13 protein-coding genes and 2 tRNA genes are annotated in these 15,040 nt (G+C 45.1%); 10 read left to right on the forward strand and 5 right to left on the reverse strand.

Translation table 11 applies throughout. The annotated features are described in order from the left end of the window. Position 1 precedes the first annotated feature (1 nt). Entirely contained in the window at positions 2-916 is a 915-nt protein-coding gene (locus J2755_RS06415; RefSeq protein WP_091937812.1) for a hypothetical protein, read from the forward strand. A gap of 8 nt (positions 917-924) precedes the next feature. Further along, positions 925-3,666, forward strand: a complete 2,742-nt coding sequence (locus J2755_RS06420) for a hypothetical protein (RefSeq protein WP_209681073.1) — start codon at positions 925-927, stop codon at positions 3,664-3,666. Here the strand turns inward: J2755_RS06420 and J2755_RS06425 are convergent. After that, positions 3,649-4,857, reverse strand: a complete 1,209-nt coding sequence (locus J2755_RS06425; RefSeq protein ID WP_177188076.1) for a tyrosine-type recombinase/integrase — start codon at positions 4,855-4,857, stop codon at positions 3,649-3,651. The genes J2755_RS06420 and J2755_RS06425 overlap by 18 nt on opposite strands. 77 nt (positions 4,858-4,934) lie before the next feature. After that, a tRNA-Thr gene (locus tag J2755_RS06430) sits at positions 4,935-5,008 on the reverse strand. 43 nt (positions 5,009-5,051) lie between these two features. Here J2755_RS06430 and J2755_RS06435 point away from each other — a divergent pair. The 8 genes from J2755_RS06435 (at position 5,052) to hisC (ending at position 12,120) form a co-directional block, all read left to right on the forward strand. Then, a complete protein-coding gene (locus J2755_RS06435) occupies positions 5,052-5,630 on the forward strand; it encodes an aldolase (RefSeq protein ID WP_245312741.1) in 579 nt (192 codons plus the stop codon). A gap of 45 nt (positions 5,631-5,675) precedes the next feature. Beyond that, positions 5,676-6,284, forward strand: a complete 609-nt coding sequence (gene pgsA, locus J2755_RS06440; protein ID WP_209681074.1) for an archaetidylinositol phosphate synthase — start codon at positions 5,676-5,678, stop codon at positions 6,282-6,284. Between the two features lie 29 nt (positions 6,285-6,313). Further along, positions 6,314-6,751, forward strand: a complete 438-nt coding sequence (locus tag J2755_RS06445) for an archease (RefSeq protein WP_209681075.1) — start codon at positions 6,314-6,316, stop codon at positions 6,749-6,751. A gap of 15 nt (positions 6,752-6,766) precedes the next feature. Then, complete coding sequence (locus tag J2755_RS06450) at positions 6,767-8,227, forward strand: RtcB family protein (RefSeq protein WP_209681082.1); 1,461 nt, start codon at positions 6,767-6,769, stop codon at positions 8,225-8,227. Positions 8,228-8,431: 204 nt separating this feature from the next. Then, positions 8,432-8,902, forward strand: coding sequence for a PUA domain-containing protein (locus J2755_RS06455; protein ID WP_209681084.1), 471 nt, complete (start codon positions 8,432-8,434; stop codon positions 8,900-8,902). Between the two features lie 125 nt (positions 8,903-9,027). Further along, a complete protein-coding gene (locus J2755_RS06460; protein ID WP_209681086.1) occupies positions 9,028-9,873 on the forward strand; it encodes a polymer-forming cytoskeletal protein in 846 nt (281 codons plus the stop codon). Between the two features lie 26 nt (positions 9,874-9,899). Then, on the forward strand, positions 9,900-11,051 hold the full coding sequence (locus J2755_RS06465; RefSeq protein WP_209681088.1) for an acetylornithine transaminase: 1,152 nt from the start codon (positions 9,900-9,902) through the stop codon (positions 11,049-11,051). After that, positions 11,038-12,120: a histidinol-phosphate transaminase gene (gene hisC / locus J2755_RS06470; protein ID WP_209681090.1), complete on the forward strand. Its 1,083-nt coding sequence runs from the start codon at positions 11,038-11,040 to the stop codon at positions 12,118-12,120. Before J2755_RS06465 ends, hisC begins: the two co-directional genes overlap by 14 nt. Here hisC and J2755_RS06475 read toward each other — a convergent pair. From J2755_RS06475 to J2755_RS06485, 3 genes are all read right to left on the reverse strand, one after another. Beyond that, positions 12,112-12,477, reverse strand: coding sequence for a dihydroneopterin aldolase family protein (locus J2755_RS06475; protein ID WP_209681092.1), 366 nt, complete (start codon positions 12,475-12,477; stop codon positions 12,112-12,114). The two genes, hisC and J2755_RS06475, sit on opposite strands and share 9 nt — an antisense overlap. 677 nt (positions 12,478-13,154) lie before the next feature. After that, a tRNA-Glu gene (locus J2755_RS06480) sits at positions 13,155-13,229 on the reverse strand. A gap of 68 nt (positions 13,230-13,297) precedes the next feature. Continuing rightward, the gene (locus J2755_RS06485; protein WP_209681094.1) at positions 13,298-14,524 is read right to left on the reverse strand and encodes a proteasome-activating nucleotidase; all 1,227 of its coding nucleotides are present in this window, start codon (positions 14,522-14,524) and stop codon (positions 13,298-13,300) included. Between the last annotated feature and the right edge of the window lie 516 nt (positions 14,525-15,040).

Genomic DNA, 15,040 nt, shown 5'->3' on the forward strand with positions numbered 1-15,040 from the left:
GATGGGATTTACAAGTGGAGCAAAAGTATTACCTGACATCGTGGATGAGATCGCTGATGCATTGATTGCATCTTCCGTGAACTGGGTAGAAGGAGATGCGACCTGGGATACAACTGATCGGAGCACAGAAGCTACGTTGGCGAGAAGGTGCTTAAAATACACAGGCGATTCAGCAGACATCTGGATGACGCTGGAAGTTCATAACTACAAGACAAGCGAAGCCATAAGGTATCAGGGAAATGATACTGGTGCACAGGGATTAAGAGTTACGTTTACATCAACTTGGGACTCTATAAACCATACCTGGGGAGACACGAAATTCCAGACATTTATTGGATTTGAGGGGAGAGACTGGTCTTATGATATGTACACCGACATGGCAACCCTTCAGATAAATTATTGGCTGTGGGTGGATTCTACAGGGTTTGTGGTAATGGGCAAACCAGAACCTTCAAGCAACGACAGGCAGTCAAGTTTCATCTGTGTAATGGAGCACATGGGCACCAAAGAATATTCTGATGGCCTGACAAATTTCTATTGTTATACTACCAGGAACGCATGGTGGGCAGGCACTGGGGAACACTCTGGATTGGAAAATTACAGGATGACCAGGCCATTCTCATTCCAGGACAGGGATGAAAATGATGGCATACAGTTCTACTATGACACGCCATACGCTCGGAAAAGCAACGGGAACGGGAAAGTCTATTTCATGAAGCCTGTGATACACAATACAGCGAACAACAAGACACCGATATATCAGTCGGAGCTGTTTTTCAGGCTGTCAATAGATGCAGGACTGGTGGACGGGGACGTGATAGCCATAGATGGAGCAACGACGAAGTTTCTGTGTAAGATGCTCACATCTCCGGACCATTCAAATGTGCTGGCGTTCGCTATGAAATATGTGGCATGAGGTGAAGCATGGCATTTGATGCTGTCGTGTTCGGAACTTATGTTGTGGGCACAGGATTCACTGTGGGAGATTCAATATCATCAGGCGGATTCAGGTGTTTCATAGTGCCACAGGCCACAATAGGCGATGCGCCTCTGGATGTGACTATTACTTATGTAGACCAGTTTGGCAATTCACAAACAGCAGACGTTAGCACTTCAGTAGAAGCCTATAAGACATCAGGCAGTCACATAGAAATTGCTCTCAATGCAGGTGACACCGGGATCAGGAGTGTATCGGCAGTATCAGTGACGGGAGGGACAACGGCTGATGAGTTCACGCTTGAGAGCTGGAATGAAGGGTTAGGTGGTTCCCTTGCATTGGAATCATCAGATGCAAGCCAGCCGGATTCAAATACAGGACTGGTTGGTGTAAGGGAATTTTCACCGGCTATGCTGCTGGAAGAGGAAACAGAGAATGATCTAATGTTCACAGAAGGAGTCACTACGTTAAACGTGGACTATGATGGCGATATGTTCACGCTCCAGACAGAACAGATCGCCATCTATCCGGAGAACTCGGCCCACGTAGATACAGATGATGGATTCCTGCCGGGTATGTTTACTCTGGACAATTCTACAATGAGCATGAAACTGGACCTGGCCGACGAAAGTGATTACAACAAGGTGGATGAGACCTACATGAACAAAGGGTTTGAGATAATCGCATCAGGCTTTATCCAGATAACCTTTGACTATGAAGTGGTGCTGAATTCCTCGTACTTCATTGCAGAGCTTGTGGACAGTGAAGGTACTGTGAAGTGGAGCAAGACAGGGACAGCTTCTGGCACTGGCCAGGTGGTTACCTTTGTAGACGATTACTGTGTATTCCGGGTCAGGTGCATTGCTCCGAATTCTCCTTCGGTCTGGACTTCGCCTGTGGATCCTTGGGACAACCACATGTACATAGGCAACGTGGTGCTGGACAGGTACAAGACTTCAGGCTACATTGAGCAGACGGGTTACAAGTACAAGGAATTCATGAAAGCCTTGAGGATAATAGATCTTGGCTATACACTGGGCACAGCTGATACACAAGTGAAGGCTCAGATCGATGTAGGTGACAGTCTGGCATCCACGTCAGGATTTGTAGGCCCGGACGGGACATCGAGCACCTATTATACAGACAACAACGGGAAAATATGGACAGGAGCGGCTGCTGGCAAATACTGGAGAACGAAAGTATGGTTAACCGGTGACGGAAAGTACACGCCTTCATTTGACTTTATCTGGTATTATTTCGACATGTGGATAAAGCACAGATTGCTCAGTTTCCCGGACACGAACCCCGCAACAGTGCTGGTCCCGGTTGATTTTCATCCACTGGTAATAGAGAGTTCACAGGCCAATCAACCGGACAGTCAATTCTTTTATTTGTCTAAAAACGAGATGCTGCACTCGGCTCTAACGACAGACATAGAGATATCATTGGAGCACACCGCAGATGTGGACAACAAGACCGGTGAGATTGGCCTGAGCACATACAGGATTAACAAAGAAGTGTTTGATGCTACAGATTTTGTATATGGCTGCATCACGAGCGGAGTGGTGTTCAATAACAGTACCTTTGAACTAGAGGAAGAGGAAATCGAACCGGACTATTCAACAGAAATAGATGAGGATGACGGGTTCCTGTCGTGCAATGGCACCGTTGATGCAGGCAATAAAGAGCTGAAAATAGATCTGTTGGCAGACACTACATACACGGTGATAGATAGTAACTATCCGAATCATGGCTTCATATGGCAAGAATCAGGTTTTCTGTCGGTGGAGTTTGATTATGATGTGAATATCAACTCGAGCTACTTCATACTGGAGCTGCTGGACGCAGACGGGACGGTGGTATGGTCAAAGAGCGGTACTACTTCAGGCACCGGTCAGGTGGTCACTATGAACTCGACCAAGTTCCATTTCAGGCTCAGGTGTAAGGCAAATTACACGACACCGACAGACTACTCCGAAGGAATCACGGTCAGCAATATCAAAATAACCCGATATCCGACAACAGGACTGATAGAGATGCCCTGGTACCTGTGGAGAGAGCATAACAAGTCGCTGGATATATTCTATATGTCAATCACAGAAGCGGTAGGCTGCGATATAAGAGCACAAATCTACATCAGCGATGACCAGAGCGGAACACCGAATTCCGGATGGATTGGACCGGATGGTACAAGTACCACATCCTACAGTGCAGGTTATACGCCCATGAATAGTGCAGGATATGCAGGCAAATACTATAAGCTGAAAATAATGTTTACCTCTGACGGGATGCACACACCCACATTCCACAGGATAGAGATACAGGAGACAATGTATATTTATCTACGACATCTGAAGTTGGCTACATCTTGGTCAGAATCATCGGTAGGTGTGGTCATGTCCGGCTATGCCATTGATCAAGAAAGTAACCCTATAATGAACGCAATAAAAGTGATACTAGAGAGCACCTATGTGTTCGGGAGGGATACAATGGGAGTGGTAAATCCGGAAACAGGTTTTTACCAGATATTCGTCAAGGATGCCTATTACGACAAGCGCCACCTGATATTACAAGTGCCAGGGAAAACTACGAATCTATCTCTGCGAGGATATGGAACACCGGATGCAGTAGATGCTACATCAGGCATACCAGAGAACCAGGACTTACAGTTCTGGAAGGCACCGCTATGCAAGTCCGTGGCTCATGTTGATTCACTTGTCACTTATTGAAGTGGAATCACTATCATTCAACGCTTCCTTCAATTTCCCCAGGTATCCTTGCAATTCTTGGACATCCTTTGGTTCTTTTGCTCCTATTTCAAGAAGCAGTTGCATACCCAATTGTTGCATGTCATCAACATTCGTTGCTGCAACTGCATTAAGAGCCATTCCACAATTGCTGCAGAAATCTGCTGTTGGGCCATTTGTGGTCTTGCAACGTGGACAATTCTTAGGGGTAAGCTCCGAGGGCTTGTCCTGCTTTTCCTTTAGTCCATAATGTTCAAGTATGGTGCTGTCAACCTGAGCACCCGCAAGATGAATATATGTGCCGGACTGCCGCGTTCCATGTACCCATCCCATGTTTTTTTCCAGCTGTGCCTGTGTCATAAATGTGGCATATTCTGTAATCCTTGAGTGCCTGAAAAGATGGTTATATACACGCTTTTTTATTCCGGCTTTATTTGCAGCTCTTTTTATGACCATTCGGATGCCGCCATATTTCATTGCCCTGCCTTTGTACTTCCCATAATTGACCCAAAGAGGTGCATCTGGATTATCCCTTTCCGGATGCGTATCAAGCCACTTTGATACATAAGGGGCACTGAATACAAGTCGAATTCTGCGCATACCAGTCTTTCCTTTTACCATCAGAACTGCACCATATACGTCTGGAACAAAGTGTTTAATCTTCGCTTCTCCCATCTCCCCGACTCTCCCGCCGGCATCATACCACATGGCAACCATAGCTCTGTTGCGCGGATGATCACATACGTCAATCATTTGCTTCACTTCATCTTCTGTGAGCAATTCTTCTGGCAATATCTGGTCACACTGCTTTATGTTTGTCTTGATCCATCTGGTTATCTCTGGATCTGTCTCACTATTATGCAACCATCTGAAAAAACGCTTGATTGTTACCTTGTACCCTTGTTTTGTCCATGCCTTTCGGTCAGATCTCTCAATCTCAGCCACTACTCTATACATATCAGATTTGGTGACTTCATCGAAGTCTTTGTCAAACCAGCTAGCTAGTATGTTTAAATTACTGAGATATTTGAGTATCCTCGCTTCAGATAGACCTTCAGCGTACAATACGTGAACAAAAGAAAAAATAGTGTCTTTATTTTTTTGAGAATAATCCGCATCAAGGACGCGTTGCTCAGCACTAGCTATTCTTTTACTGAAATCATATAATCCCATGCCATATACCTTCATTTCTTGATTTATATTTGAAATCCAAGCTGGGTGAAAGTATAGGCTTCAAACTGAGAAAATGAAGCCCCGGGCGTGATTTGAACACGCGACCTAGTGATTACAAATCACTCGCTCTGCCAGGCTGAGCCACCGAGGCGCATTGAACTACCTTTACATACAGATTATAGCAAATAAATTTTATGCTTGCGTGTGCATATCTGGTACTCATGTGGCGTGAAATGGCGCGTATTGGAAGCAAGCTTGTAAATCATGGGTTAGTTGAATCGAATTTTGGAAATATCAGTGTTCGAAAAGGCGATAATCTGGTAATAACCCGTACCGGCTGTTGTCTTGATGAAATAACTGAAGAAACGGTTGTGGAAGTGCCCATAGACCGCAATTCCCTGCTGGATAAAATTGCTTCTTCCGAAACTGCAGTTCATCGCCAGATCTATCGCAATACAGATGCCGGTGCAATAGTGCATGCGCACTGTCCATATTCTGTTACTCTCTCTTTGCTTCAGGAAGGCGGCAACATCTCGCCTATTGACAGTGAAGGTATGCTCTTCCTTGGGGATGTGCCAATTATCAAAGGAAAAATTGGAAGTGAAGAACTGGCAGACGCAGCCTCTGCGGCTCTTTCAAGGCATCACGGCGCAATTGTATATAGCCACGGCACAATCTCCGTTGGAAAGAATCTTGACGAAGCCTACATCTATACCACCCAGATAGAACACTCCTGCAAAATAAAGTATCTTTATGATCTGGCACGCAAATAACGGGTAAAAGCTATCTACACCGGATGTGTAAAGGAAAAGACACATATGACTCTTGAAAAACTCCGTCCGATAACTGCCACCTATGTGGAATCCATTGCAAAAAGAGCAATATCCGCAGGATTAACTCCCAATTATGTGTCTATTATTTCCCTCATTTTCTCAGCGCTGGCAGGAATCGCTTTTTACTATTCACTGGAAGTTGCAATTTATGCTCTTGTGGCCGTTATTTTTGTATCTTTAAACTCCTTTTTTGATGCGCTGGACGGTAGTATGGCCCGGTATCAGGGCATTGCAAGCAGAAAAGGAGATTTCCTTGATCATGTCATCGACAGGTATGCTGATATGTTCATAATAGGCGGAATTTTCTTCGGAGGGCATGTTGACTGGGAAATCGGTGTCATAGCTCTTGTGGGTGTTTTGCTTACAAGTTATCTGGGTACACAGGCACAAGCGCTCGGAATTGGCCGTTTTTATGGCGGGCTTATGGGAAGGGCTGACAGGCTTGTACTAATAATGATCGCTGCGATTGCTTACGTTATTTATGCACAGCCACTTGCCGGCTACACAATTCTTGGCTGGTGTGTAGTGGTTCTTGCTTTCACATCACATATTACTGCTTTCCAGAGAATCTACAGTGTGTGGAATAAACTGTAAATTCCTCAGTTTGACTTCATGGGGATAACATGTCTGCCGAAAAAAAATATGACTATATGGAGCATACCGCAGATGCACGTTTTCGTGCTTATGGGGCTAACCTCGAAGAAGCTTTTGAGAATGCAGCGGAAGCCATGTTCAATGTCATGATTGACACTTCAGATATTCCGTGCAGGACTTCCATACCCATCGAGGTGGAAGCCGATGATCTGGAAATGTTGCTTGTGGAGTGGCTCTCAGAATTGCTTTATCATTTTGAGGTTGAATTCATAGTATTCAGTAAATTTGCTGTTATTGGTATAAATCATCAGGACGGTGTATATTCATTATCTGCAACAGCATGCGGAGAATTCATAGATCTGGATAAACATGCCTTTGAGACCGAAGTGAAGGCAGTTACTTATAATAATCTCCTTGTGCAGGAAGCCGGAGATGATACAATGGTGCAGGTTACAGTTGATACATGAAGGGGGTTTTATATTATGGAACAAGATGCAGGTTCAGCAGGCAAACTACGAAAAATTGATGAGGATATCTGGGAAGTCCCGCAAGATTACAAGGAAGGTATGCGGGTTCCGGGCAGGATTTTCCTTTCAGAGACTCTTCTTGGGAATCTTGAGAATGAGGCACTTGAGCAAGTGGCCAATGTTGCCATGCTTCCGGGTATCCAGAAGTATTCCATGGCCATGCCGGATGCCCATGTAGGCTATGGTTTTCCCATCGGGGGAGTTGCGGCTTTTGATGAGGATGAAGGTGTGATAAGTCCGGGAGGCGTGGGATTTGATATCAATTGTGGAGTTCGCCTCATACGTTCCAATTTACAGAGAGAGGATACTTTGCCTCATCTCAATCAGTTGTTAGACGGATTATTTGATGCGGTTCCTTCCGGCCTTGGTTCCAAAAGCAAGATACGGGCTTCCGAGAGTGAACTTGATGAAATATTCGTTGCAGGTTCACAATGGGCTGTGGAGCATGGGTACGGCGTGAAAGCCGATATAGAACACTGTGAGGGCAATGGCCGTATTGAAGGTGCACTTCCGGATCAAATCAGCAAAAAGGCACACAAAAGAGGGCGCCCACAATTGGGCACTCTTGGTAGTGGTAATCACTTCCTTGAATTGCAATGCGTTGATGAGATATATGATGAAGAGGCTGCCAAAGCCTTCGGATTGGAAAAGGGAAAGGTTACTTTCATGGTACACTGTGGTTCCCGTGGAGCTGGCCATCAGGTATGTACGGATCATATCAAGACACTGACGAGTGCAGCAAAAAAATACGGCATCGATCTTCCTGACAGGCAGCTTGCATGTGCTCCTGCACAATCAAAGGAAGCTCAGGATTACTTTGGAGCGATGGCTGCAGCGGCCAATTATGCCTGGACCAACCGGCAGGTTATAATGCACCAGTCACGCGGTATTTTTGAAAAAGTGTTCGGCATGGATCAGGATGAACTTGGCCTTGATCTTGTGTACGATGTAGCTCATAACGTTGCAAAGCTTGAGGAACATGAGATTGATGGGGAAAAGAAAAAAGTGTACGTTCACCGCAAAGGTGCAACACGTGCCTTCCCTGCAGGTCATAAGGAAGTTGCAAAAGCCTACAGGAATGTTGGGCAACCTGTTCTGATACCCGGAAGCATGGGGACTCCGTCTTATGTTTTGTGTGGTAATGAAGCAGGAATGCACATCTCATTCGGAAGTGCCTGTCATGGTGCAGGAAGAGTAATGAGCAGATCCCATGCGAAAAAGAGTTTTTCCGGTGAAGACATCCGGGTGCGTCTTGAGGATCGCGGAATCCTTGTAAAAGCTGCTCATCCTTCGGTTATCGCGGAAGAAGCACCAGAGGTTTACAAGTCCAGCAGTGAAGTCGTTGATGTAGTTCACAGGGTGGGAATTGCAAGAAAAGTGGCAAAGCTCGTGCCTCTTGGTGTTGTAAAAGGTTAACGAGAATTGGAGGAAACGGATATTGTTGAGGGGATGAATGGTTTGCTTGGTTACAGTCAGATCTGCAATGCTAACAAGCTTGTACCCGCTTCCTCTAATTACAGTTGGTTATTATAATATTTAAAGGGTTTGATGGAGTAAGAACTATAAAATTACGCTGACCCGAGCGATATAAATACCATTCTCACATCTTCGGTTCTAATTATGGTTGCAGATGCTAATCTCTTAAGTCAGGTGCGTGTTATGGCCGATTACCAGTTTGGTAAAGGTTCCGGAAACGTGCTTTTCCCGGATGACGTAAGTTTCATGCTTTCAAGGACAAAACGTGTGCGTCAGGTACTTTCAGGCAAATCCAGAATTGCTACAGTACGCGCAAAAGACGGTGTACTGACATTGAGTATCGAAGCTGCATCCATGCTTCATTCTTTCCTTCCTTTTCCAAGGCAGCGTGTTGTTATATGTGAAGATGCGGTTCCTTTTGTTTCAAAGGGTAAAACTGCTTTTGCAAAACATGTTCTGGAACTTGATCCGGAGCTAAGATCCGGTGAGGAAGTTCTTGTTGTTGACGAACAGGATAAGTTGCTCGCTGCAGGTCAGTTGTTGTTGGCAGTTCCCGAAATCATAGTTATGGATTCAGGAGCGGCTGTAGACGTAAGAGTGGGTATTGAGAAATAATCATTTGAAATCTAATTATATATACGATAACCACCCATTGCCGTAATAGGAAATCTCCTTCGGAGTGTGAGATCATCGAAGATGAACAGCCCCTGAACACCCTTGTGATCCCTGACGGGACAAAGATGGAAGAACATACTATTGTTGTTGATGGTGATGTCGTTGTCGGCAACCATTCTGATCTGGGTTACGGGTTGATTGCAAATTCCGCCATTTTAGGAGAACGGGTAAACGTATCAGGTGACATCGCAACAACATCCGATGTCAGGATTGACATCTGGTCCCGCATTAACGGAAGTGTCAGGACTGACGAGAATGCCTATATCGGTGAATTTGTCAACATTGGAGGTAAACTGGTTGTCAAAGGTGATCTTGATGTCGGAAACGATGTAAATATTGAAGAAGGCTTTGAAGCCAGGGGGTGGATTGTAGTTCGCAATCCGGTACCTGTAGTTGCATATATTTTCCTCTATATTGCCGAATTACTCCGTCTGGGAAAAGGTGAGGAAGTCGAAAAAGCCCTCGATGAACTCTTTTCTGACGATGGCGAAGATCTGGGTGTTAATATCATGATTATTCCCAACGGGTCACGTATTTCCGCAGATTCCATCCGGGTTCCCGGAACTGCAAAAATAGGCAGCGACTGCCGCCTTGTGGGAAACATCCGCGCAGAATCCCTTAAAATGGGTGACGAAACCACTCTTTACGGAAGCATAAGGGCTGCAGGAACTGTCGAACTCGGGGAAAACAATGCCATACACGGAAATATCGTGTCCCGGGGCAAAGTTATAATTCACGAGGGAACCCATGTACTGGGGCAAATTAATGCTGCACTGATTAATATTCACGAATCCGCACGAGTGGACGGTGTGATGAGGGCAAGTGCAGGAATCTCATTTATCCGTGAAGAAGAAGATATTATTAATGATAATGAACTCATGAGGCTGGATGTTTCCGGTTCTCCTGAATAAATTCTCTTTTTGAAAGGTGTTTTCAGATGGCTAGCTATAGTTCAATTTCAGCAAAAGATTCCGAGTGTGTCATGCAGACATATACTCACCAGCCGATTGCTCTTGAACGGGGTGAAGGTGCTGTTGTATGGGACGTTGACGGGAAGGAGTATATCGATTGTGTCGCAGGAATTGCGGTGAACAATGTAGGTCACTGTCATCCCGCGGTTGTGAAAGCAATTCAGGATCAGGCAGCAAAGCTGATCCATGTTTCAAATCTTTATTATACCGAAATGCAGGCAAACCTGGCGGAGAAGCTTGTGTCTCTTACGGGGATGGATCGTGTTTTCTTCTGTAATTCAGGGGCTGAAGCGGTTGAAGCTGCTATGAAACTGGCACGTATGGTTACAGGAAAACATGAATTTGTGGCACTCAAAGGTTCTTTCCACGGCAGGACAATGAATCCGCTGTCAGTCACCTACAAGGAGGCTTACAAGGAACCCTTCAAACCAATGCCTGTCAAGGCTACTTTTGCGGACTTTGGTGATGCTGAGGATGTGGCAAATTCCATCGGTCCGGGGACTGCTGCTGTAATCGTTGAACCAATACAGGGTGAAGGCGGGATCAATGTACCTTCCGAAGGATTCCTTCAGGAGGTTCGCAAGGTATGTGATGAGACTGGTACTCTTCTTATCTTTGATGAGGTACAGACCGGATTCGGACGTACTGGAAAATGGTTCTGTAAAGAGCATTCAGGCGTGCAGCCGGATATCATGACAATGGCAAAGGCAATGGCTGGTGGCCTTCCCATGGGAGGAATTGCTGCACGTGAAGGGCTTACTTTCACAAAGAGCCAGCATGCTTCTACTTTCGGTGGAGGTCCTCTGGTATGTGCTGCTGCTCTTGCTTCAATCAAGGTCATGGAAGATGAGAACCTCATTGAGAGATCCCGTGAGATGGGCGAATACTTCCGGAAGCAACTTTCAGATCTGGGTCGCGATGATTTCCTTGAAGTACGTGGCAAGGGATTGATGATAGGTGTTGAGACGGGCCGCCCGTGTGCTGACTTTGTAAATGCTGCCCGTGAGATGGGTTTATTGCTAAACTGCACTTCAGACACGGTTTTGAGGCTTGCTCCTCCACTTACGATTTCAAAAGAACAGATTGATACGGTGGTCGATATTCTTGGCAAGGTCTGATCTGATAAAGCCTGAAATTCGTTCTATAGCACCTTATGTTCCCGGCAAATCCATTGAAGAAATTGCGAAAAAGTACTGTCTGTCAGCGGATAAAATCATAAAACTGGGTTCCAATGAAAACGTGCTTGGGCCTTCTCCAAAAGCCTTGGAGGCAATGGTCGGGCATGCTCAGGATATCAATATTTACCCTTCTGCTGATGCCGGGGAGCTGGTTTCTGCTATTTCCAAGTACGTCGGTATGCCTGAAGACATGATCGTAGGTTCTGGCCCGGGTATGGATGGGTTGCTTGACGGATTGATGAGACTTCTGATATCTCCGGGCTCGGAAGTTGTTATTTCAACTCCCACTTTCTCCTATTACGAGCTATCTGCAAGAGCAAACGGCGGGACGCCTGTTTTTGTCAGGCGAAATGATGATTTCAGCATAGATGTTGATTCACTGAAGGACGCTGTAACTGATGCAACCAAAATGATGTTTATATGTTCTCCCAACAACCCTTCTGGGAACTCTATGTCCGAAACAGAACTTCGGAGTCTTGTGGAGAACGTTTCTTGTCTCGTTTTTGTGGATGAAGCTTATGTCGAATTTGCAGACAGGACTTTTGTGTCCCTTGTGAATGAGTATGACAATCTTATTATCGGGCGCACTCTTTCAAAGGCATTCGGGCTTGCGGGGCTTCGTATTGGTTATGGTATCATGCCCGCCTGGTTGAAGGTTGAGTACATGAAAGCAGGAACGCCATTCAATGTGAGCAGTGTGGCACTTGTGGCCGGTTCTGCAGCATTGTCTGATGAGGAACATCTCAAAAGAAGTCAGGAAATGGTTCGGGAAGGTCGAAAATATCTGATGGACTATATTCCGTTCACAGTTTACGACTCACAGGCAAACTTTGTGCTTGTGGACGTGTCTCCTGTGAAGGCGAAGGATGTATGTGAACACCTGCTCAGACAGGGTATTATTGTAAGGGATTGCACTTCCTTCAGGGATGCGGGTGAATCCCTGATTCGTGTAACAATCGGGACCGCTGAGCAAAACAAAAAAGTTGTTAATGGATTCTCTTCATTCTGAAGAGCTTTCCACCTTTTCTATTTTCATGAGCGGATAATCAAGTTCACGCTCATATTCCATGGATGCAAAGAGCCGGACGTTTTTATAAGCTACAATCAGTTTCACTGTGATCATCCGCCCTTCCAGCTCACAATAACCGAATTCATTATTGAGTTTAGATCTTACTATGTCCCTGTCTATTTTGACTGTGATGCTTTCGACAAATGGCTGGACTGAGATGCTTTCAGCAATTGCATTTTCAAGGCTTTCTGCCGTGTGAAGGCTGATTGGTGAACCTGTGAATTGGTGATAAAGAGCTCCCAGTTTTATCCCAGCTTCAAAGGCCGCATTTTCTGCATCCGTGATTTTTTCTGACATAGTATCTAGAGGTGGATTGTGGTGATGAGTATAAAGAGATTGTGCCTTTAAGGTTGCAATAGTTATAGCGGAGTGAATCCCGGCACCTCCCCCTGAGATGCTCTTTCTGGATTGATATACTTTTGTGCTCGTCCCCAACAATGGAAGTAACATCGGCACTCCGCTATCGTTTTTGTGTCTCAGACGGGCGCCTATATGCACTTTTCAGACATAAATCTTTTGAGTGGTTCTCAGGATGTTTTGGGTGTCTGTAGGTTTACAATTTTCACTAGTTTATGGGGGTTGGAATTGTCAATTAGGCCATGTACTCCGAAATGAGGCACATGCTCTTTGTAATTTTCTTAAGAACTTTTGGTTAGTAACCCTTTACCGTGGGAGTATAAATTCAAGTTTAGTCATATTCTTGTAATGTAGTGGTAGTGGCGAAGTGAACCTCACATCATCCTCTCATAAACTATGACGTGTGAGCATCATAACGAAGTAGACCGTCCTCTCGATGCATCACTTCGCCAAATCTACTATTTTTATTCGGTTTCTGGTTTTCTCTCAAAATGATTTGAAGTTCTTGATGTCTGCTTGTCAATTTTTGTCTGGAACTTGTCCATGTTTGGAGTATTTTGAAAAAGCTACAGCTATACTTCTCTTTGCATTGGCAATATCCAAAAAATAAGGGAAAATGCTCCGATGGGGATTCGAACCCCAGTCACAGGAGTGAGAGTCCTGTATGATTGGCCGTGCTACACTATCGGAGCACACGTTGTAACCCCTAATACGGGTTAATCTATATTAATTTTTTGTTCGAAAAAACGAAGGGGGCGGGTTATACAAACATCCCGCCGGGCATTGGTGGCTCTTCCTCTGTGGTTACCTTCTCGAAGGCTTCGAGCATGTCTTTCATGGTAACTTCCTCCTCCCTGCGGCGGAGTACGAACATGCCTGCTTCCTTCACGATGATCTTGAGGTCTGCGCCACTGAGGCCGTTGCTCATCTTTGCGAGTTTATCAAGGTTCACATCCTCTGCCAGATTCAATGGCTTAGTGTGAATCCTCAGGATTTCCAGCCTTGCCTTCTCATCAGGAACGGGGACTTCGATAACCCTGTCAAACCTACCCGGGCGAAGCAGTGCCGGATCGAGCAAATCAATACGGTTGGTTGCAGCGATGATTTTCACATTACCGCTGGGATCGAAACCGTCCATTTCGGACAACAACTGGAGCATTGTCCTGTTGACTTCGGCAGAACCGGTTGTACCGTCATGGGTTCTCATTCCGCCCACGGCATCGATTTCATCAATGAATAGGATTGAAGGTGATTTGTCCCTTGCGAGCTGGAATACGTCCTTCACAAGCCTTGCGCCTTCTCCGATGAACTTTTGGACAAGATCCGAACCGGACATGCGTATGAATGTGGCATGTGCACTGGAAGCAACTGCCTTTGCAATTAGTGTTTTTCCTGTGCCGGGTTCGCCGTACATCAGGACGCCGCTTGGGGGTTCGATTCCGATTTTCTCGAAAAGCTCTGGTTCAGTGAGTGGAAGCTCCACGGCCTCGATAACTTCCTTGACAACGTCTTCAAGTCCACCGATCATGTCGTAATTAATTCCCGGGGAATTGATCACTTCCATGACCTGTGCCCGCATGTCGGTGGCTTTGCTGAGGATGTCCACAATTGCAAAAGCCGCATTAATTGAAACTCTGGAACCGATTTCAAGCTGGTGTGCAAGTTCAGGAGGAATGTCAGTCATAACTTCCTGATTATTGCCGTGCTGGCGCAGCATCGCCATATCGCCTTCCATTTCCATCACAGTTGCTATGAACAGTGGCGGAGATGTTACCCGATCCAGTTGCTCTTTGAGTTTGGATATTTCCTCAAGGTAGCTGTTTGCAAGCATGTTTGACTCGAGCAGTTTTGCTCTCATACTTTCATTTTTAAGCTTCAGCTCCTCGATTTCCCTGGCAAGACTTTCGGAATCAGTTTTTTCATTAAATACGACGGTATTATCCGGACTTTTGATCTCTGTGGGTGTTCCTGCATCCGCATCTGTCATGTGGGATTCCTATAGGTATCATCCAATATAAACCCACCTGAGATGTCTTCTTTTGCCTCTAATGGCCCCAAACACATCTGTAAAAACACTGTTTTTCGAAATAGGTTTGCTGTGTTTTTCAGTACTATTTTGTCCTTGTATTAAAGCAATAATTATGCTTATTTCTCAATTTAAGTGCAAAATTACAGTTTAATACTGCTAAAAACTAACCCCTTCATTTCCAATGGAGATTAAACAAGTAATAATTGATTTTGTTATAATCAGTTTGTTTCTATGTTCCATAGGTTACGTTTAATAAGCATTATTTCGTAGTATTAGTAGATGTAGATCTGTAATACTCTGTAAAAACAGTGTTCTACAGTTATCTACTCGAAATGCTTATATATAATTACCAATTACTGTTATATGCAGTGTCACATTATGCTCATAATGTGAACTGTAAAAACAGCTTCACACTAAACTTGCAAGCCATCGTCTGAGGGGATGAGTGGTATTGCGGATTCATACGTCTGAGGG

Source organism: Methanohalophilus levihalophilus (genome assembly GCF_017874375.1).
GTDB lineage: Archaea > Halobacteriota > Methanosarcinia > Methanosarcinales > Methanosarcinaceae > Methanohalophilus > Methanohalophilus levihalophilus.